Origin of the sequence: Nostoc sp. UHCC 0870, from assembly GCF_022063185.1 — a bacterium.
Classification (GTDB): Bacteria; Cyanobacteriota; Cyanobacteriia; order Cyanobacteriales; family Nostocaceae; genus Trichormus.
Genome location: NZ_CP091913.1, coordinates 4,045,542 through 4,064,338, shown reverse-complemented (window position 1 = coordinate 4,064,338; position 18,797 = coordinate 4,045,542). Strand labels below are relative to the sequence as shown.

The following is an 18,797-nucleotide window of genomic DNA, read 5'->3' as shown; positions in this document are numbered from 1 at the left end:
AGTGAAGCCATCTGGTAAAATTTGTAAGGTTTCTAAGAAGCTCTGAGCAATGGGATCGACTGGCGTGCGGATAGCAATTGACGCAATGGGAGGGGATCATGCTCCCGGTGAAATCGTTACTGGCGCGGTGCGAGCCAGTGAAGAATTAGGTGTGAAAGTTTTGTTAGTGGGTGATCCCCAACAAATCAAAGCTGCCTTGCCTCCAAAAACCAATTTGGAAGGAGTGGAAATCATTCCGGCTGAGGATGCGATCGCAATGGATGAAGAGCCTTTGAATGCGGTCAGACGCAAACGTAAGGCTTCTATTAATGTGGCGATGGATTTGGTGAAGCAGCAAAAGGCAGACGCGGTATTCTCGGCTGGTCATTCTGGGGCAGCTATGGCCTCAGCTTTACTTCGTCTGGGAAGATTGCCAGGGGTTGACCGTCCAGCTATTGGTACAGTGTTTCCCACCATTAAAGCGGGTAAACCAGTCTTAATACTTGATGTCGGCGCAAACGTAGATTGTCGTCCCAAGTTTTTAGAACAGTTTGCCGTGGTGGGTTCGATTTATAGCCAATATGCTCTAGGTACAAACGAACCCAAAGTAGGTTTGTTGAATATTGGCGAAGAAGATACCAAAGGCAATGAGTTAGCCTTGCGGACTCACGAACTGTTGCGGGAAAATCCTTACATCAACTTTATTGGTAATGCTGAAGGACGAGATGTACTTTCCGGCGAATTTGATGTGATTGTCTGTGATGGCTTTGTCGGCAATATCTTACTCAAATTTGCTGAAGCCATCGGCGGGGTAATCTTGCAAATCTTACGGGAAGAATTACCCCAAGGATTGCACGGTCAAATTGGGACAGCTCTTTTAAGACCCAACCTCAAACGCATTAAGCAGCGCATGGATCACGCCGAACATGGTGGTGCTTTGCTGTTAGGGGTTTCAGGAGTTTGTTTAATCGGTCATGGTAGTTCTCAAGCACCTTCAGTTTTTAACGCCATTCGCATGGCTAAAGAAGCTGTAGACAACAAAGTAATGCAACAACTGCAATCCCAATATGAGATGCTACAGAGTGAGAGTAGTTAGCAATCAGCCACAAGACTAGCAATTACAGCTAGCAAGAAGTCATTGGTTAGCAGCATCAGACTAATGACTAATGACTGATGACTAATGACTAAAAGCTGATAGCTTGGGAGAATAGGAGTGCAAAACTTAGGTATAGCAATAATAGGAAGTGGTTCGGCAGTACCAGCAACTTCCCTTCACAATCAAGAACTCACCCAACTGGTGGAAACATCAGATGAGTGGATTACTACCAGAACAGGAATTAGACAGCGACGTTTAGCAAATTCCACAGATTCCTTAAGTAGTCTGGCTACTGCTGCAAGCATTCAAGCGATCGCCTCGGCGGGAATTACACCAGGTGATTTAGATTTAATATTGCTGGCAACTTCCACCCCAGAGGACTTATTTGGTAGTGCCTGTAAAATTCAAGCTGCGTTAGGTGCAACCCAAGCAGTAGCTTTTGACCTGACAGCAGCTTGCTCTGGCTTTGTCTTTGGGCTAGTCACAGCCGCCCAATATATTAGAACAGGCGCATATCGGAATGTACTCTTAATCGGGGCAGATATCCTCTCTCGTTGGGTAGATTGGCAAGATAGGCGCACTTGCGTATTGTTTGGTGATGGGGCAGGGGCAGTTGTTATGCAAGCCAATGATAGCGATCGCCTATTAGGATTTGCCCTCAAAAGTGACGGTACTCAAAACCACTACCTCAACTTGGCTTATCAAGGTACTCCCCAAGAAATCATCCCCGGCGTAAATGTTACTCAAGGCACTTATCAACCCATCACGATGAATGGTAAAGAAGTTTACCGTTTTGCCGCCCAAAAAGTGCCAGAAATCATTGATAAAGCATTATTCGCCGCTAACCTCACTGTTGACCAAATAGATTGGCTGTTACTACATCAAGCCAATCAACGTATCCTTGATACCGTTGCCCAACGGCTGAATATTCCTGACCACAAAGTAATCAGTAATTTGGCTAATTACGGTAATACCTCCGCCGCCTCCATCCCCATTGCTTTAGATGAAGCCGTGCGGGAAGGTAAAATAAAAACTAATGACATAATTGCTGCATCCGGCTTTGGAGCAGGTTTAACCTGGGGGGCAGCAATTTTCCAATGGGGTAAGTAAACAGTTCAAAATTCAAAATGCAAAATTCAAAAATTGGATTCTTCATTTTGAATTTTGAATTTTTAATTTTGAATTTGAGCGAAGCGATTGACCAATGACTAAAACTGCATGGGTGTTTCCCGGACAAGGTTCTCAAACACTAGGAATGGGGACAGACTTATTAGATATACCAATGGCTAAAGCCAAGTTTGACCAAGCTGAGGCAATCTTAGGCTGGTCTGTGACAGACATCTGCCAAAACGAAGAAGAAAAGTTATCAAAGACACTCTACACTCAGCCTTGTCTTTATGTATTAGAAAGTATCCTAGCTGACCTCATCCGGGAAAAAGGACACGAGCCAGATTTAGTTGCTGGGCACAGTTTGGGAGAATACATTGCCCTTTACGTTGCGGGTGTGTTTGAGTGGTCAGCCGGATTAGAGCTAGTCAAGCGACGCGCCGAACTGATGGATAGTGCCGAAGGTGGAATGATGGTAGCTTTGATGAAGTTTGACCGCGAACAATTAGAAAAAGTTATTGCCGAAACGCCTGATGTAGTGTTAGCAAATGATAACAGTCCAGCACAGGTAGTCATTTCCGGCACTACAGAGGCAGTACAAACAGTCATTTCTCTAGTTAAAGCTAAACGCGCCATCCCCCTGAAAGTTTCGGGAGCATTTCACTCACATTTAATGGCAAATGTAGCAGATGAGTTTCAAAAAATTCTCGACGCTGTAGAATTTCAATCAGCGACAGTACCAGTTTTATCTAATGTTGAGCCATTACCCAGCGTTGATGCCACAATTTTAAAGCAACGCCTCAGCCAACAAATGACAAGTTCAGTACGCTGGCGAGAAATCGCTTTACAACTACCAGTCAACAATATTGAAAAAGTAGTCGAAATCGGCCCCGGTAACGTCCTAACTGGTTTGATTAATCGCACCACAACTGATTTAATCTTAGAAAACGTCCGTAACGCGGCTGAATTACCAAACTAGTACCGCAAGGCGGAATTCAAAATTCAAAATTCAAAATACCCTATCGGGTTCGCGGTAGCGTCTCGTTAGAGAAGCAAGCTACAAAATTCAAAATGAATACAGCGTAAGCGTTTCATTGATTTGGAATGGTCTGTTTATTTCCGCCGATCTGTACTAGTGATTAGGGATTAGGGACTGGGGACTAGTACCGCTACGCGGGAGTCAAAAGTCAAAAGTCAAAAGTCAAAAGTTTCGTATATCAAGGCTTTTGCTCGTTTGAAATGGTATGTTCATTTTGAATTTTTAATTTTCAATTTTGAATTGATTCATGCCCAATCCCCAGTCCCCAATCCCCAGTACCCAATCCCCAGTACCCAATCCCCAGTCCCCAATCCCCAGTACCCAATCCCCTATGTCTCGAACTCGTGAACCGTTTATTAGTCTAGCTCTTTACCATGCTTTCAAGTGGTCGGTAGTCAGTCCGATGCTTCATGCTTACTTTCGGGGACGGATTTATGGGGTGGAAAATGTTCCTCAATCTGGGCCTGTAGTTGTTGTAAGTAATCATGCTAGTTACTTTGACCCGCCAATTGTCTCCAATTGTGTTGCGCGTCCAGTAGCATACATGGCTAAAGAAGAATTATTTGATGTCCCAGTTTTGGCACAAGCTATTAAATTGTATGGTGCTTACCCAGTCAGTCGCGGAAGTGCCGATCGCAATGCTATCCGCGCAGCTCTAGAATATTTGGAAAATGGCTGGGCTGTTGGCGTATTCTTAGAAGGAACTCGTACACCCGATGGTCGAATTAGCGACCCTAAACGCGGCGCAGCACTGTTAGCTGCTAAGGCAAAAGCCCCCATATTACCTGTATGTTTGTGGGGTTCGGAGAAGATTTTACAACCAGGCTCATCTTTACCGCGTGCAGTTCCCCTGACGGTCAGAATTGGTAATTTAATTGATACCCCCAGTTCTACCAATAAAGAAGAGTTGGAACGCATAACACAAAAATGTACCGCCGTCATTAACCAAATGCACGATTTAGGGCGTTGAGAAAAATATTTAGAACCTATGCTCTCAGAAAGTGGCGATCGCCACTTAATTTTTGTACATTAAAACTCAATATCCAGAAATTAAATAATATTAAATATTATGAGTGGCTTTGAAGCCAAAAATTTATGGCATCGTCTGAATAATTCGTTAATAGTTCGCTTTTTGCTATTAGTTGCTGCTGGTTGGGTTTTAGTACAGCTTTTAGCATACTTTCAAACAGTAATTGTAATTTTTACGTTTGCCGCGATTTTAGCTTTTTTACTCAGCTATCCGGTAAAGTGGTTGCAGAATTTTTTACCCCACGGTATAGCAGTTATTATAGTTTTTTTAATTAGCATTATATTTCTTAGTGGGCTATTAATTACAATTGGTGTAGCTGTTGTATCTCAAGGACAACAATTAATAGATAGTATCTCTAATTTTTTAACTTCTTTGTTGCCTTTTTTAGAAAGAATTGAAGAAATTTTGCGTAATCGTAATTTGCAAATAGATTTAAGCATAATTCAAGAACAATTACGAAATCAAGCAATATCAACCTTAGTCACAAGTTTGACTATATTACAACAGTTATTAACTAATTTTGTCACTTTTATCATAATTGCTGTCGTAGCTTTTTTTATGTTGCTAGATGGTGAAAAATTGTGGTATTTTATTCTAAAATTTTTACCAAATCAGCATCGTGGTAAGTTTACAAATGTTCTTCGCAGAAATTTTCTAGGCTTCTTTCGAGGTCAGTTAATATTAACGTTATTTCTAACTAGTGCCAGTTTCATTGTCTTTATATTATTTAATGTACCTTTTGCTTTACTTCTCTCTTTGATAATAGGGATACTTGACATTATTCCAGGTATAGGAGCAACGTTAGGAGTTAGCATAATTACTTTGATTGTGTTATCTCAAGATGTGTGGTTGGGATTAAAAGTATTAATAGCTTGCATAATTCTCCAGCAAATTCAAGATAATTTAATCGCCCCTCGCGTCATGCAAGGAGCATTAAATCTTAATCCGGTAGTGGTATTCTTTGCTCTGTTAATAGGTGCGAGAGTTGCAGGATTATTGGGAATTTTTCTATCAATCCCAATTACTGGAATAATTGTATCTTTGTTTGAAATTAATGCTATGAAGTCAGAAGTTTAGTTATTAGTCATTATTCATTAGTCGTCTTAATTCCCAATTACTGTAAAATCAACATATACACGCGAAACACAGCCAATCATGCCAGACATAAGAAAGGATTTATCAGAAATCTTAGATCAAGCAGAGTGGGAATGGCTGATTCCCCATGTCCAAAGAGAAGCGGTAATTTTGGTGTCGATGGACTTAGATTTGCTAGATGTAGGCGAAGCGATCGCAACTGATAATACCTCATCTGTCCAACAATGGATTGAGGGTCAATTAATCACAAAGCCTTCAGTAACTCAAGTGGGAAAATGGAATTGCGATCGCGAAAAGCGATTTAACACCCTAATTATCCAGCCTTACGTTCTCGTACAAGAAATCGCAGCTTGAGCAAAATTTAGGAGTAATGAGTGCTGAGTGCTGAGTAATGAGTAATGAGTAATGAGTAATGAGTAATGAGTGCTGAGTTTTGAGTGCTGAGTTTTGAGTAATCCCGTATTTCTCACCGCCGATGTTTAACTTCCTCCGCGCCTGTGTAACCAGTCGCTACCCAAATTAACGATCTAACTCCATCACGAATAGATTTTTCAATGGGTTCAGGTGGTGTTTGGGAAGGTACGGATATTGCTTTAAAGTGAATTCCCCGACTACCCAAAATGATCTCACCGATTATACAGGCGCGGCGCATATGGAAATCTGAAGTGACTAAATAAACATTCTTAATTTTACGTGCTTGTAAATCATCTACCAATGTAGTAAAATTTGTAACAGTGTCTACTGCCTCATAGTCTAAATGTAAACGTTGAGGATTAATACCAGCCTTAGCAAAAACCCGCTTGGTAGAGACAGGTGGACTACCACCAGAAATCAGTATTGGTAAATTTGGATACTTGCGAGCAAATTGAGCAGTAAATTTTTCTCTTTCTAGGTTCTTGGTTGAGCCACCTAAAACAATGACTGCTTCGGGTTGTTTGCTATTATTCTGTGCTTCCTGATATCCCAACCACATTAATATGGGTAGAACAAGCACTGCAAATTGAAATAACTTACCTCTAAACAATAGATTATTCTTCAAGGCTCTAAAACTTCGGCTGATGATTGTGTCTATAGATTCAGAAAAATAAGAATATTGGTAAACTCACCCAAACATATCTTGACCGCTTATGTTAATACGCAGTTAGGTGCGTATTAACTATAGATGAACAATAGTTAGCAACCATTCCAGAGATAGGAATTGCGATCGCTAACTTGATGTAATGAGTTTTTGACAACGGGACTGGCCAGGCTCGAACCGGCGACCTAGCGCTTAGGAGGCGCTCGCTCTATCCAACTGAGCTACAGCCCCAACTACGGAGCATATACTATGATAGCAGTAGTTTTAGGTGGACTGCCAAAAATTGTTCCAAGAGCCGCCGCCAATTTCTAACCCACAAAGATAGCTGTCTGCGTTAAGAATGACTAGAGGGGATGTACCCCTGATTTGTCGTAACTCTAAACTCAGCTTTCCTTGCATTGTGTCCTGACAACAAAATTGTAACCCGTTTGTTGTCGGCGCACGTAGGGGTGTACCGGGTAGATGCGTAGTTCCCGTTAATTCAATTTCATAATCTAGGTTTTTTGCTTTCATTTGCCATCTACCCCAGGGTTGAATATTCCACTCTACTTTGGCATTCCAGGGGACAAATTCGTAAAACTGGCCTTGATAATGCAACCCAATCATTGCTACAGACTCCATCCACCACAACACACCCCGCTTACCACCCCCAGCCGTTAATGCCAAATCAGGTTCACCATCAAAGCTATTACAATTCAACCAAAACCATTTTTGGGGAAAAGCACCACCCCAATTTTTTTCCCCATAGGCTGGCGCATTCTGAAATTGATAAATTTTGCCATTCCAATCAATCCAACCACTAGCCAAACCATGAGCCATTAAAATCTGCCATCCCGGTTCAAAAATCTGTAAAAACGACAGCCAGCCAGCAGTAGATTGTTGAATACTATTTTGATTTCCCCAGCCATATACAGGCTTAATTTCATATTCCCAACGACAATAAAAACCAGTCGCCGGATCTTGAATAAATCCCTGGTTTAAATTCGCAGTCGCTTGATAACCTTCTTGGACATACTGTGCAAACTCTGATGGTAAGAGGTAGAGGGGTTGGCTATTGAGGTTAGTTTTACCCCAATGACCCAAAGCCAAAACATCTCGACTAGCCCAGAATTTAGTCACATCAGGAAAAATCCGACAGAGATATTCATCATTCACACCCAGGACTTGCGCCGCACCGCCACTGTAGGGTTGACCGCCAATGGGGTCTTCAATGGAATACATAAAAGCAAAAGTCTGACCACAATCCGGTAAAGTGACGCGGTAATACCAGCCTTCAAAAAAGCGGCGACTACTCCCGTCCCAATGGTATCCACTGTGAGGTGTTTGAGTAGATTGGAGAGGATTGACTGGAATAGTTAACATAGATTTATCGTATCGGCTCAATAAGTAGGGGTAGTAGAAAAAATAAAGTCAGCGAGGGACAAGCAATATCATAAAATATGACACATGACGCAAAAGCTAGATTCGAGTAAAAAATTGGGAGAAGAGATACTGCAAACCATCGAGCCAAAAGGAATTGCAGATGAATCAATGCGTCGGACAGTAGAAATATTACTGAACCTAATAGAGCAATTGCAAGCAGAAGTCAAAGAATTACGAGATGAAAATCAACAGTTAAAAGATGAAAACAACCGCCTGAAAGGAGAAAAAGGTCAACCAGACATCAAAAGCAGCAAGAAAGGATTTGCCAACAATCACTCATCAGAAAAAGAACGACAGACTCTAAAAAAGCACAACAAAGGCAGTAAGAAAGCGACAGTTAAAATAAATAGAGAACAAATATTGGAATATCCCCAGGACAAACTGCCAGCAGACGCAGAGTTTAAAGGCTATCAAGAAGTAATCATCCAAGACATCACCTTGGGAACGGACAACGTATTATTCCGTAAAGAGAAATACTACTCACCTTCAGTGGGAAAAACCTATTTAGCAGAACTGCCTTGCGGTTACGAAGGAGAATTCGGTCCGGGAATAAAAGCTTTGGTGATGAGCCTATACTATGGGGGCAACATGACCCAAGGCAAATTATTAGAGTTTTTAGAAGATATTGGGATATCCATATCAGCCGGATATTTATCGAACCTACTGATTAAAAACCACACTGATTTTGAAAGCGAGAAAGATGAAGTATATGCGTCGGGACTAGAGAGCAGTCCTTGGCAAAACTTCGACCAAACTGGTGCGCGGGTGGGTGGGGTGAACTATACCACTAATGTAGTCTGCAACCCTTTCTATACAATCTACCTGACCACTGCCAAAAAAGACAGATTGAGTGTAGTAAAAGTATTGCAAAATGCCACAGAACTGGAGTTGATTCTCAATCAACTTACAGACAATTTAGTGGAGACTTTCCAAATCCCGACTAAATGGAAAAATGCTCTTAAACTATTACCTCAAGAAACTGTGTTGAGTGAAGCAGAGTTTAATACTCTACTTGATACATATCTACCCAAACTAGGTTCTCAACACCGGACTCGGATTATAGAAGCAGCAGCGATTGCTTTTTATCATCAACAAACTGATTGGCCAGTGGTGCAAACTCTCGTTTGTGATGATGCTCCTCAGTTCAAATTACTGACTGATAATATCGCTTTGTGTTGGGTGCATGAAGGACGACATTACAAAAAGTTGACCCCTTATGTTGCTTGTCACCAAAAAGCTCTTGATAAATTCCTGGATGATTTCTGGGATTACTACCGAGACTTGCTGGCTTACAAAGATGCACCCAGTCAACAGATGGCAGAAAAACTCCGGTCTGAGTTTTGGAAACTTTTCGATACTCAAACCGGTTATCAACAGTTGGATGAGCGAAAACAATTAACGCTGCTGAAAATTTCGGAGTTGCTTTTAGTCTTAGAGCATCCTGAATTACCTTTGCATAATAATCCGGCGGAGTTAGCTGCTAGGACAATGGTGCAACGGCGTAATATTAGTTATGCCACTCAAACTCTAGAAGGTACTCAGGCTTGGGATACTTTTATGTCTCTTGTTGCTACTACTCGTAAGTTGGGAATTAGCTTTTTTGAGTATATCCGTGACCGGATTTCTCAGGTTGGGAATATTCCTTCTTTAGCAACTATTATTCAGGAAAAATCTGCTCTCAATCCTTTTGGTTTTTCATTGATGACTGAAGAACTCCTTACCCCGGAATATTGAGGGGATACGATTTATCTACTTCTCTTTCTCTTTATGCGCGATTGTCTTGATATTAATCATGCTTATGAAATTCTAGGGCTAAAACCTGGTGTATCGCAGGTAGAGATCAAACGAGCTTATCGCCAATTGGTAAAAATTTGGCATCCCGATCGCTTTATTCATCCACAGCAAAAAGAGCAAGCAGAGGCCAAAATTAAACAAATCAACGCTGCGTACAATCTGCTCAAGTCAGAAAGTCCCACTGTGACAACGCCTGCTGCACCTTCACCCAAACATTCCCCCAACATATCAGTCAATCGCTTTGATGCAGAAAGTTTCTATAACTATGGTGTAGAGAGCGTAGGACAAGGAGAATATCAAGAAGCGATCGCCTACTTCACCCAAGCAATTCGCCTCAACCCCCGCTATATTGAAGCTTATAAATATCGTGGATTCGTTTGCTCTCAACTAGGCTACGAATACAGAGCCGCATCAGATTTAAATAAAGCCGCACAGTTAGAAGGTAAGATCCCCACAGTCACTTCTTTTTCACGGGTCAAGTATAAATCTCAGCGTCCATCTTTGGTAGCTAAATGGTGTCAAAAACTCAAGAAATTACTGAGATGGCGTTGAGTAATGAGTAATAGACATCTCCAAAATAGTATTATTCTGTGATAAAAGAACATTAAAGCGTTATTTTGACACAGAAGCATGAGCAATATACTGAATTACATTGAAGAGAATCCTAAACAAACCCAAAGGTTAATAGGTCTGGAATATGAACAGTTACAACAATTAATCATAAATGGGGAAAGATTATATCATGAAAAAAAAGCTTTACTGGAATCTAAGAAAGTGAGAATTATTGCTGGTGGAGGAGGTCGGAAACCAAAATTATCTATTTCTGAACAAATCATTTTAACTTTAGTGTATCTCCGACATCTGACAACCTTTCAACTTCTAGGTATTCAGTTTGAAGTAAGTGAGTCTACAGCCAACGATACGTTTAACTATTGGTTGCCTAACTTGCGAGAATTACTGCCATCAAGTTTGCTTGAACAAGTAAAAAAAAACGCTTCTGACTATGAAGTAGTAAAAGAAATGCTCACAGAATATGAATTAATAGTAGATAGCTATGAACAAGTCAGAGAAAGACCTAGAGACAATGATGAACAAAAGAAATATTTTTCAGGTAAGAAGAGTAATCATACATTTAAAACTCAAATGATTATTTTACCTGATGCTAGTGATATCGTTGATGTTGTGGCAGGTGAACCTGGTCCAAAAAGCGATATAACTTTGTTCCGAGAATATCGTTCAGAGTTTGATGCCAAACAAAGATTTAAAGGAGATAAGGCATATCTTGGAGAAGATTTAATTACAACTCCAATTAAGAAACCAAGAAATCAAGAACTAACAACTGAACAGAAAGAACAGAACAAAATATTTTCATCTAAACGAATCTTTGTTGAACATCGAATACGGTCAGTCAAAATCTTTCGAGTTGTCCAAGAGAGATTTAGGTTAAATACCCGCAAATATAAGCAAGTAATTTTGACGATTTGTGGGCTAGTAAGGTTACGGATTCGAGGGCTAATATTACCATTAGAAATATCAGCTATATCATCAGGTTAAAATTATCGCATATAACTAGATATTTTTGCCTAATTATCAACAGCAAATATCTCAAAGTCTTATTTCATCGTACAGAATAGCTAATTTAAGATGATTGCATTTAGTGGCTACAGCCTAGCCAAACAAAGGCTTTGACTGTTTTCGGAGATGTCTAATGAGTCATGAGTAATGAGTAATGAGTAAATTCCCCCTTGTCTTCCCCGCTCCCCTGCTCCCTGCTCCCTGCTCCCTGCTCCCTGCTCCCTGCTCCCTGCTCCCTGCTCCCTACCCCCTGCTCCCTACTCCCCTGCTCCCTGCTCCCCTGCTCTTCTGCTCCTCTGCCTTCTAATTATTGGCTTCGCCAGATAGAATAGTTAGCAAATGTTGCCTACCACCTGACTCATGACACCTTCACAAGAACTAGATACCGTAAACACTCCTGACATCGATACTGAGGGATATGGCAACTCTGAACCTCATCCTATAGATGAGTTGCCTGATGAGGTTGAAATGTCTCTTTTCGACCACCTAGAAGAGTTACGACAACGGATTTTTTATGCCCTGATTGCTGTAGCTGTAGGAGTTGTCGGTTGTTTTCTAGCTGTGAAACCAATTGTCCAGCTACTCGAAGTTCCAGCCAAGGGAGTTAAATTTCTGCAACTTGCACCTGGAGAATATTTCTTTGTCTCTATCAAAGTTGCCGCCTACAGTGGCATAGTCATCTCTAGTCCCTTCATACTTTATCAAGTTATCCAGTTTATTCTGCCGGGACTGACTCGCCGTGAACGTCGATTACTGGGGCCGATAGTTTTAGGGTCGAGTGTGTTATTTGGTGCTGGTTTAGTATTTGCTTATTCGCTGCTCATTCCCGCCGCTTTAAACTTCTTTATCAGCTACGGTGCGGATGTAGTCGAACAAATTTGGTCAATTGACAAGTATTTTGAATTTGTACTGTTATTAATGTTCAGTACCGGGTTAGCATTCCAAGTGCCGATTATCCAACTGTTACTGGCTAATCTGGGAATTGTCTCTTCTGCAACTATGCTAGCTGGTTGGCGATCGGTGATTCTGGGGGGAGTAATTTTAGGTGCTGTCCTCACGCCTTCTACAGACCCTCTCACCCAAAGTCTTTTGGCTGGTGCTGTTTTAGGTCTTTATTTTGGTGGTATTGGTTTAGTCAAACTCTCTGGTAAATAGCGATCAGTCATGCAAATCAGCTATGAAGACTTTGCGAAAGTCGAAATTCATGTTGGTAAAGTTATTCAAGTAGAGGCATTTACTAAAGCCCGAAAACCAGCTTATAAACTGTGGATAGATTTTGGTGATTTGGGTATAAAAAAATCTAGCGCGCAAATTACCAAACTATATCAGCCAGAGGATATTATCAACCAATTTATATTAGCTGTGACAAACTTTCCGCCTCGTCAAATAGCTGATTTCATGTCTGAAGTTTTGGTATTGGGTATAGTTCTGGATGACGGTGAAGTTGCTTTAATTCAACCAGATAGAGATGTACCTTTGGGTAAAAGAATTTTATAAAGGGTAGGTTGAAAACCCCTGAGAAATAGCAACGTAGTTGCGTCCAAAGTGCTTTAGACAGGGGATGAAAACCACGCTTATTGGCTTTAGCCCTCAGTGACCTTTGGCTTTTTGGGTTCTGGCAAAGAATCTATCCATTCTTCAACAAGGCTAGACATAGTTCTATCTTGCTCGACGGATATTAACAAAAGCTTATGATACCTGCGTTCCGACAAACGAAATCCTAATCTTTTAGTTTTCATAAATGTTCAACATTGTTTGTACATTCATGATACCATATAAGAAATTCAGTACATCAAGGAGGTGATTAAGTAGTGCTGGTATTAGAGTACAAAATAAAAAGCACAAAGTTACAGTATCAAGCCATAGATGAAGCTATTAGAACCACGCAGTTCATTAGGAATAAAGCTATTCGTTACTGGATGGATGCACCAAGAGAAGCGAACATCAATAAAGTCGCTCTTAATAACTACTCAACAGCACTACGGAAAGAGTTTAAATTTGTAGAACAACTCAATTCAATGGCTTGCCAATCTGCAACCGAAAGAGCTTGGTCGGCTATTGACAGGTTTTACAGTAATTGCAAATCAAAGACTCCAGGCAAGAAAGGATATCCACGCTTTCAAAAAGATAACCGTTCAGTTGAGTATAAAACTTCGGGATGGTCACTACACCCCACCAGACGACGCATTACTTTCACTGATAAAAAAGGTATTGGTGAGGTCAAATTACTTGGTAAATGGGATATTCACACTTACCCAGTTAAGTCAATTAAACGGGTAAGGCTAGTCAAGAAAGCTGATGGTTACTATTGCCAATTTGCAATTAAAACTGAACCATTAAGTGAGTCAAGAATTGCTGATGGTGAAGTGGGCTTAGATGTTGGTTTAGAGTATTTCTACTCTGATTCCAATGGGTATCATGAACCTAATCCTAGATTTCTAAGGAAAGCCGAAAAAGCAATTAAGCACTCTCAACGTCAAATATATAAAAAGGAGAAAGGTAAAAACCAACGACGGAAAGCTAGACAGAGATATGCTCGGAAGCACTTAAAAGTAAGTAGACAACGGAGTGAACACGCAAAGAGAATTGCGCGTAACGTATGCAAGGCTAACGCCTTAGTGGTCTACGAAGATTTAAGAGTAAAGAACATGGTAAAAAATCATTGTCTTGCTAAATCAATTAATGATGTTAGCTGGGGATTTTTTCGTCGCTGGTTAGAATATTTTGCAGGTAAGTTTAACAGTAAAGCTGTTGCTGTCAATCCTAGAATGACATCTCAAAAATGTAGTGATTGTGGCGCAATTGTTAAAAAAGCTCTTTCAACTCGTACCCATAAATGTAGTTGTGGATGTGAGATGCAAAGAGATGTTAACGCTGCTAAAAATATTCTGAATCTTGCAAAAGCTACGGCCGGGCAGACCGAAAGTAACGCTACTGGACTAGTAACCTCTACTTTACTTGGGGAAACCCTGGTTGAGCAAGTGACTAGGGTGAAAGTAGAATCCCCGTGTCTTTAGACCGGGGAGTGTCAAAAATCACATAGCGATATTAAAGATTGTTTGAAAAGGTTTGTTCTATAGCTCTAAAGAGAAGGAAGCGTAAAAAACATCTAAGTATATACATAGGTTTCAGATTTTTCAGGATAATTTTTTATACAAATGACAACTTTTCAAACATCCTCTTATGCGCTTCAACTATTACATTGCTTAATCTTTCTTAATGGTTCTTAGTGTTTCTCATGATTTAAACACGTAAAAGTTGAAATTTTTATATCCTCGCTTTGATCAAATAACTGTATAATTGCTTTGTGTAGTAGTTAATACATAAATTTGCGGCTAAAATGGACTGCGTAGTATATCTATAATTTAGATTTCTAGTTTCGCAGATACCTATCTAGCGTTACTGATGCAGAAAATGTAACAAGTCCGCTTTAAATTAGGCTGTCTATTTGTTGTTTCAAGTTTCGTGTGTAACGACCTTGCTCGTGTTTCCCTACAAGTTTATATATTAGGCGATCGCTAAATCGCTAAAAAATGTTAATGATTCAATAGAGTTAAGTTCTTAATAAAAAAAGAGCCTAAAAATCTTTTAAGTGTGGATATATATCCATACTATTTTTTTCATACACATAAATTGATTGGTTGAAAACTAATTTATTAAAAATTATTAAGAGTACAGTAAATTCCAAAAATAATAAGTAAGATATCGTTGTCATGATAGCTGAATGTACTGTCAAGAAAAATGTTTTTACATAAAAAGATTCATAAAATAAAGAATATATTAATCTTTCATAAATTGATATTATTTACAAAGTTTTAGGTGGGAATTTTTATATTATTATTGAAGTCCAGTCCACTGATTTAGGCAATTTCATAATGAGAACAAAGTCTTTAACAATTATTGCCGAGCATCATCAATATTTCAAAAATGATGGTGATGATGTAATTCAAGGATTAAAACAAACACCAAAGAATTTACCACCCAAATATTTTTATGATGATCGCGGATCGGAATTATTTGAACAAATTTGTGAATTACCAGAATATTATCCTACAAGAACAGAAGCATGGATTTTAAGCCAGTTTGCCGATGAAATTGCCCAGATCACAGATAAATGTGAACTTATAGAATTAGGTAGTGGGAGTTCTACTAAAACTCTGTTACTTTTAGATGCTTACCAAAATAAGTCCAGTTTATGTAGATATGTACCTGTTGATGTCAGTGGCGGAATCCTCAAAGCCAGTGTGCTAAAACTACAAAAAAAATATCCTGGTTTGTCTGTTGAGGGTTTAGTAGGAACTTATGAACAAGCATTAGCAATGCTAGCATCTACGGCTTCACAATCATCTACCCTGGGGGGAACGCCATCGCGGATGATTTTCTTTCTGGGAAGTTCGATGGGAAATTTTACCCCACAAGATTCAGAGTATTTCTTGCAGCAAGTTTCGCAGACTCTAAACCCAGGTGATTACTTTTTACTTGGGATTGATTTACAAAAACCCAAAGATATTTTAGAAGCAGCCTACAATGACAATCAAGGAGTAACGGCTGCTTTTAATTTAAATATGCTTTCCCATTTAAATTGGCGGTTTCAAGGTAATTTTGATCTTGATTCATTCACTCATCAAGCGATTTACAATCAAGCGGATGCTCAAATTGAAATGTATCTGCATTGCCAAAAGAGCCATTGGGTATCTCTAGAAGCTTTAGATTTAAAAGTTTTTTTGGAAGCAGGAGAAAGCATTCTCACCGAAATTTCGCGTAAGTTTGATTTAGAAAATATCCAAAAAGAATTGGAGGTACAAGGAATGAAGACCATCAAGACTTGGACAGACTCCAAGGAATGGTTTGGCTTGATTCTTTGTCAAGCTTAAATCTTATTGTTTCATGGATGAAAATATAGCTAAAAACTGAAAATCCGCATAACACTTCCGAAAATTAAACTGTAATCTTAAATACGATAACTACAAGTTAATTTACGGAAATATTTTACCTGATCCTTTCTAGCTTATCCCCAAATCTTTTGATCCCACAAAGTTTGGGGATAGACCAGCTTCGTCATTTACTGTAACAGAAACTACAAAAATCTCACTACCTTTTAACTAGAATTATGAACATAGAATCGGTTTGGAACACACTAAATAATATCAACTACTCCAGCATCCCGATTGCCAAAATTGCAGCTGTTATTCTTATCTTGACAGTGACGCAGATATTGAGGCGGTTTTTTGTTGGAGTCGTTATTAAGAGCATTGAGCGATTTACTAGCAAAACAAAAAGTACACTTGATGATGAATTGATAATAGTTGTCAAGCCTGCTTTAAGTTGGATAATTCAGATTGGTGGATTTTGGTTAATCAAGGAAATTCTGGCAGATAATTTAGGCTCTCAATTGACCAATACCATTGGTAGGATACTAAATTTAATAGTCATTTTTATAGTTGCTTATGTTATTTACCGAAGCTCTTCTATTTTAGGTCAGATAATAGCCAATGTAGTGCTACATACTGAAACTGAGCTTGATGAGTTGCTCAGACCATTGATGCCAAAGATTTTTCAATCAGCAGCAATTATTGTACTGGCAATCAAGATAAGTGAGATATTTTTAGGACAATCGGCGGCTGCACTAGTTGGTCTATTAGGTGGTGCTGGTATCACTTTAGGTTTGCTGTTGAAAGATATTGTTTATGACTGGTTTTGTACACTTATTATCTATTCCGATAAACTCTATCGAGAAGGTGACTGGGTGGGAGTATCAGGAGTAGATGGTTTTGTGCAAATACTCAATATCGGATTTAGAACTACAACCCTCCATGTAACTAAGTGGGGTTCTATTATCAAAATGCCCAACTCCCGAATGATTAGCGGGATTGTGGAAAATTGGTCACAAAATCCAGGCAAAGAATTAAAGTGGGGACTTAATGTTATTCTGAAAATTGATGGGATTTCCGCACGGCAAACTGCCAGAATTTGTGATGCTATTCAAGAAATGCCTAAGTCTATGACTGGCTTTTCTCCATCATGTATAGTACGGTTTAAAAAAATTGAAGATAATGCCCGCATCATTGAAATGATGGCATTTGTTAATGATGACAATCTCTATTTTGAGGCGGAGAAAAACTTAAATCTGGCTATTCTAGAACTTTTAGAGCAAGAGGGAATTGATTTTTTGCATATCGAATTAAGAACAGATCCAGAGAACTATCAAAAAACTCGAAATGCTATCAAAAACTAAGGAAAGTAATGAAAACTATTCAATCTACTGAACTGCTAAAACTTGATAGTTGCAATAACCAAGATATTTTCGATTACTTTGATAATGCTTGGCGACTGGAAGATAGACTTTTGGAAAGTCTGGTCGGCGAAGAAACCTTTTATCTTAACCCCGACCCTCTCAGAAATCCTCTCATTTTTTATCTGGGTCATTCGCCTGTTTTTTACATCAATAAGTTAATCCAGGTGGGCTTATTAGAAAAACGCCTTCATTCAGACTATGAAATACTGTTTGAAATTGGTGTTGATCCAGAAAAACCAGAGGAATTAAATCAAGCGATCGCACATCTGGAATGGCCAGAAGTTGCAAAGGCTTGGGAATATCGAGAACGAGCATATTCCATAATTTCTGAATTTATTAAAACCACCCCAATTACTCTACCAATTCATCCCAATCATCCCCTTTGGGCTTTAATAATGGGCATAGAACACCAACGTATTCACATTGAAACTTCTTCGATGTTAATTCGCCAACTGCCAATTGAGAGATTAAAACGGCCTGAAAATTGGGAATATGCTCCGGCTAATGGTTACACTTCTCAGAATCAAATGGTGGAAGTAGGAGGGGGAGTAGTAAAACTCGGTAAAGCCTTTGATGATTCGACCTATGGATGGGATATTGATTATGGCGATCGCACTGTTGAAGTTGCACCTTTCTTAGCCAGTCAATATCTGATTACCAATGCTGATTTTCTCTATTTTGTCAAGGCTGGAGGCTACGAAAATCAAGATTATTGGCATGAAGAATCTTGGTGCTGGAAAACTGAAAACAACATTAAACATCCGAAATTTTGGCTACCTGAAAATGGTAATTATAAATATCGAGCCATGTTTGATGAGGTAGACTTACCCCTAGATTGGCCTGTAGAAGTCAATCACTATGAAGCAATGGCTTACTGTCGTTGGCAAGGTAAAAATACTCGTTTAATGAGTGAAGCTGAATACCATTTAGCAACTTATGGTAACGGTTTAATAAAAGATATAGAAAATTATAATCTCAATTTAAGATTTGGCTCACCTAGTCCAGTGGGGATGCTAGAAACCGCCAAAAGTCCCTCTGGATTGTACGATTTACGGGGGAATGTTTGGGAATGGTTAAGTGATAACTTAAATCCGCTTTCAGGATATAAACCTCACTTTCTTTATGAAGACAATTCTGCTATATTTTTTGATGACAAACATAATATGATGTTAGGTGGATGTTGGATCACTAACGGTACAGAAGCTTTAAAGTATTACCGCAACTGGTTTCGCCCCAATTTTTATCAGCACGCTGGTTTTAGGATTGTCATCAACCAGTAATTCCGTG

17 protein-coding genes and 1 tRNA gene are annotated in these 18,797 nt (G+C 39.5%); 15 read left to right on the top strand and 3 right to left on the bottom strand.

Features of this window, described 5'->3' with window-relative positions; translation table 11 throughout:
* Positions 1-49: 49 nt before the first annotated feature.
* The 6 genes from plsX to L6494_RS17045 all read left to right on the top strand — a co-directional run bounded on the left by plsX (position 50) and on the right by L6494_RS17045 (position 5,700).
* Entirely contained in the window at positions 50-1,075 is a 1,026-nt protein-coding gene (gene plsX, locus L6494_RS17070) for a phosphate acyltransferase PlsX (protein WP_237988895.1), read from the top strand.
* Between the two features lie 117 nt (positions 1,076-1,192).
* On the top strand, positions 1,193-2,185 hold the full coding sequence (locus tag L6494_RS17065; protein WP_237988894.1) for a beta-ketoacyl-ACP synthase 3: 993 nt from the start codon (positions 1,193-1,195) through the stop codon (positions 2,183-2,185).
* A 94-nt stretch (positions 2,186-2,279) separates the two neighbouring features.
* Positions 2,280-3,161, top strand: a complete 882-nt coding sequence (fabD, locus tag L6494_RS17060) for an ACP S-malonyltransferase (protein ID WP_237988893.1) — start codon at positions 2,280-2,282, stop codon at positions 3,159-3,161.
* A 391-nt stretch (positions 3,162-3,552) separates the two neighbouring features.
* A complete protein-coding gene (locus L6494_RS17055; RefSeq protein WP_237996071.1) occupies positions 3,553-4,191 on the top strand; it encodes a lysophospholipid acyltransferase family protein in 639 nt (212 codons plus the stop codon).
* Between the two features lie 99 nt (positions 4,192-4,290).
* Positions 4,291-5,328: an AI-2E family transporter gene (locus L6494_RS17050; RefSeq protein ID WP_237988892.1), complete on the top strand. Its 1,038-nt coding sequence runs from the start codon at positions 4,291-4,293 to the stop codon at positions 5,326-5,328.
* Between the two features lie 78 nt (positions 5,329-5,406).
* Positions 5,407-5,700 carry a DUF2288 domain-containing protein gene (locus L6494_RS17045; protein WP_237988891.1) on the top strand — a complete coding sequence of 98 codons (294 nt, stop codon included), beginning with the start codon at positions 5,407-5,409 and terminating at the stop codon, positions 5,698-5,700.
* Between the two features lie 112 nt (positions 5,701-5,812).
* Here L6494_RS17045 and L6494_RS17040 read toward each other — a convergent pair whose 3' ends face one another.
* The 3 genes from L6494_RS17040 to L6494_RS17030 form a co-directional block, all read right to left on the bottom strand.
* The gene (locus L6494_RS17040; RefSeq protein WP_237996070.1) at positions 5,813-6,319 is read right to left on the bottom strand and encodes a YdcF family protein; all 507 of its coding nucleotides are present in this window, start codon (positions 6,317-6,319) and stop codon (positions 5,813-5,815) included.
* Positions 6,320-6,581: 262 nt separating this feature from the next.
* Positions 6,582-6,655: transfer RNA gene (locus L6494_RS17035), tRNA-Arg, on the bottom strand.
* Between the two features lie 33 nt (positions 6,656-6,688).
* Positions 6,689-7,786, bottom strand: coding sequence for a tocopherol cyclase family protein (locus tag L6494_RS17030; RefSeq protein WP_237988890.1), 1,098 nt, complete (start codon positions 7,784-7,786; stop codon positions 6,689-6,691).
* 84 nt (positions 7,787-7,870) lie between these two features.
* On the opposite strand from L6494_RS17030, the gene L6494_RS17025 reads away from it, so the two are divergent.
* The 9 genes from L6494_RS17025 (at position 7,871) to ovoA (ending at position 18,790) form a co-directional block, all read left to right on the top strand.
* Positions 7,871-9,580 (top strand): IS66 family transposase, encoded by a 1,710-nt coding sequence (locus L6494_RS17025; RefSeq protein ID WP_237988702.1) that lies wholly within the window; start codon positions 7,871-7,873, stop codon positions 9,578-9,580.
* 33 nt (positions 9,581-9,613) lie between these two features.
* Positions 9,614-10,192, top strand: coding sequence for a J domain-containing protein (locus L6494_RS17020; RefSeq protein ID WP_237988889.1), 579 nt, complete (start codon positions 9,614-9,616; stop codon positions 10,190-10,192).
* A 78-nt stretch (positions 10,193-10,270) separates the two neighbouring features.
* On the top strand, positions 10,271-11,194 hold the full coding sequence (locus L6494_RS17015) for a transposase (protein ID WP_237988802.1): 924 nt from the start codon (positions 10,271-10,273) through the stop codon (positions 11,192-11,194).
* 381 nt (positions 11,195-11,575) lie between these two features.
* Entirely contained in the window at positions 11,576-12,370 is a 795-nt protein-coding gene (tatC, locus tag L6494_RS17010) for a twin-arginine translocase subunit TatC (protein WP_237988888.1), read from the top strand.
* 9 nt (positions 12,371-12,379) lie between these two features.
* Positions 12,380-12,712 (top strand): tRNA-binding protein, encoded by a 333-nt coding sequence (locus L6494_RS17005; protein WP_237988887.1) that lies wholly within the window; start codon positions 12,380-12,382, stop codon positions 12,710-12,712.
* Positions 12,713-13,026: 314 nt separating this feature from the next.
* Positions 13,027-14,232, top strand: a complete 1,206-nt coding sequence (locus tag L6494_RS17000) for an RNA-guided endonuclease InsQ/TnpB family protein (protein WP_237988886.1) — start codon at positions 13,027-13,029, stop codon at positions 14,230-14,232.
* Positions 14,233-15,090: 858 nt separating this feature from the next.
* The gene (gene egtD / locus L6494_RS16995; protein WP_237988885.1) at positions 15,091-16,089 is read left to right on the top strand and encodes an L-histidine N(alpha)-methyltransferase; all 999 of its coding nucleotides are present in this window, start codon (positions 15,091-15,093) and stop codon (positions 16,087-16,089) included.
* A gap of 236 nt (positions 16,090-16,325) precedes the next feature.
* Positions 16,326-17,450 (top strand): mechanosensitive ion channel family protein, encoded by a 1,125-nt coding sequence (locus L6494_RS16990; RefSeq protein WP_237988884.1) that lies wholly within the window; start codon positions 16,326-16,328, stop codon positions 17,448-17,450.
* Positions 17,451-17,458: 8 nt separating this feature from the next.
* Positions 17,459-18,790 (top strand): 5-histidylcysteine sulfoxide synthase, encoded by a 1,332-nt coding sequence (gene ovoA / locus L6494_RS16985; protein ID WP_237988883.1) that lies wholly within the window; start codon positions 17,459-17,461, stop codon positions 18,788-18,790.
* Positions 18,791-18,797: the final 7 nt, after the last annotated feature.

Coding starts and splice junctions, on each gene's coding strand:
- plsX (WP_237988895.1), top strand. CDS start 50: ATGGGATCGACTGGCGTGCGGATAGCAATTGACGCAATGGGAGGGGAT.
- fabD (WP_237988893.1), top strand. CDS start 2,280: ATGACTAAAACTGCATGGGTGTTTCCCGGACAAGGTTCTCAAACACTA.
- L6494_RS17055 (WP_237996071.1), top strand. CDS start 3,553: ATGTCTCGAACTCGTGAACCGTTTATTAGTCTAGCTCTTTACCATGCT.
- L6494_RS17050 (WP_237988892.1), top strand. CDS start 4,291: ATGAGTGGCTTTGAAGCCAAAAATTTATGGCATCGTCTGAATAATTCG.
- L6494_RS17045 (WP_237988891.1), top strand. CDS start 5,407: ATGCCAGACATAAGAAAGGATTTATCAGAAATCTTAGATCAAGCAGAG.
- L6494_RS17040 (WP_237996070.1), bottom strand. CDS start 6,319: ATGTGGTTGGGATATCAGGAAGCACAGAATAATAGCAAACAACCCGAA.
- L6494_RS17030 (WP_237988890.1), bottom strand. CDS start 7,786: ATGTTAACTATTCCAGTCAATCCTCTCCAATCTACTCAAACACCTCAC.
- L6494_RS17025 (WP_237988702.1), top strand. CDS start 7,871: ATGACGCAAAAGCTAGATTCGAGTAAAAAATTGGGAGAAGAGATACTG.
- L6494_RS17020 (WP_237988889.1), top strand. CDS start 9,614: ATGCGCGATTGTCTTGATATTAATCATGCTTATGAAATTCTAGGGCTA.
- L6494_RS17015 (WP_237988802.1), top strand. CDS start 10,271: ATGAGCAATATACTGAATTACATTGAAGAGAATCCTAAACAAACCCAA.
- tatC (WP_237988888.1), top strand. CDS start 11,576: ATGACACCTTCACAAGAACTAGATACCGTAAACACTCCTGACATCGAT.
- L6494_RS17005 (WP_237988887.1), top strand. CDS start 12,380: ATGCAAATCAGCTATGAAGACTTTGCGAAAGTCGAAATTCATGTTGGT.
- egtD (WP_237988885.1), top strand. CDS start 15,091: ATGAGAACAAAGTCTTTAACAATTATTGCCGAGCATCATCAATATTTC.
- L6494_RS16990 (WP_237988884.1), top strand. CDS start 16,326: ATGAACATAGAATCGGTTTGGAACACACTAAATAATATCAACTACTCC.
- ovoA (WP_237988883.1), top strand. CDS start 17,459: ATGAAAACTATTCAATCTACTGAACTGCTAAAACTTGATAGTTGCAAT.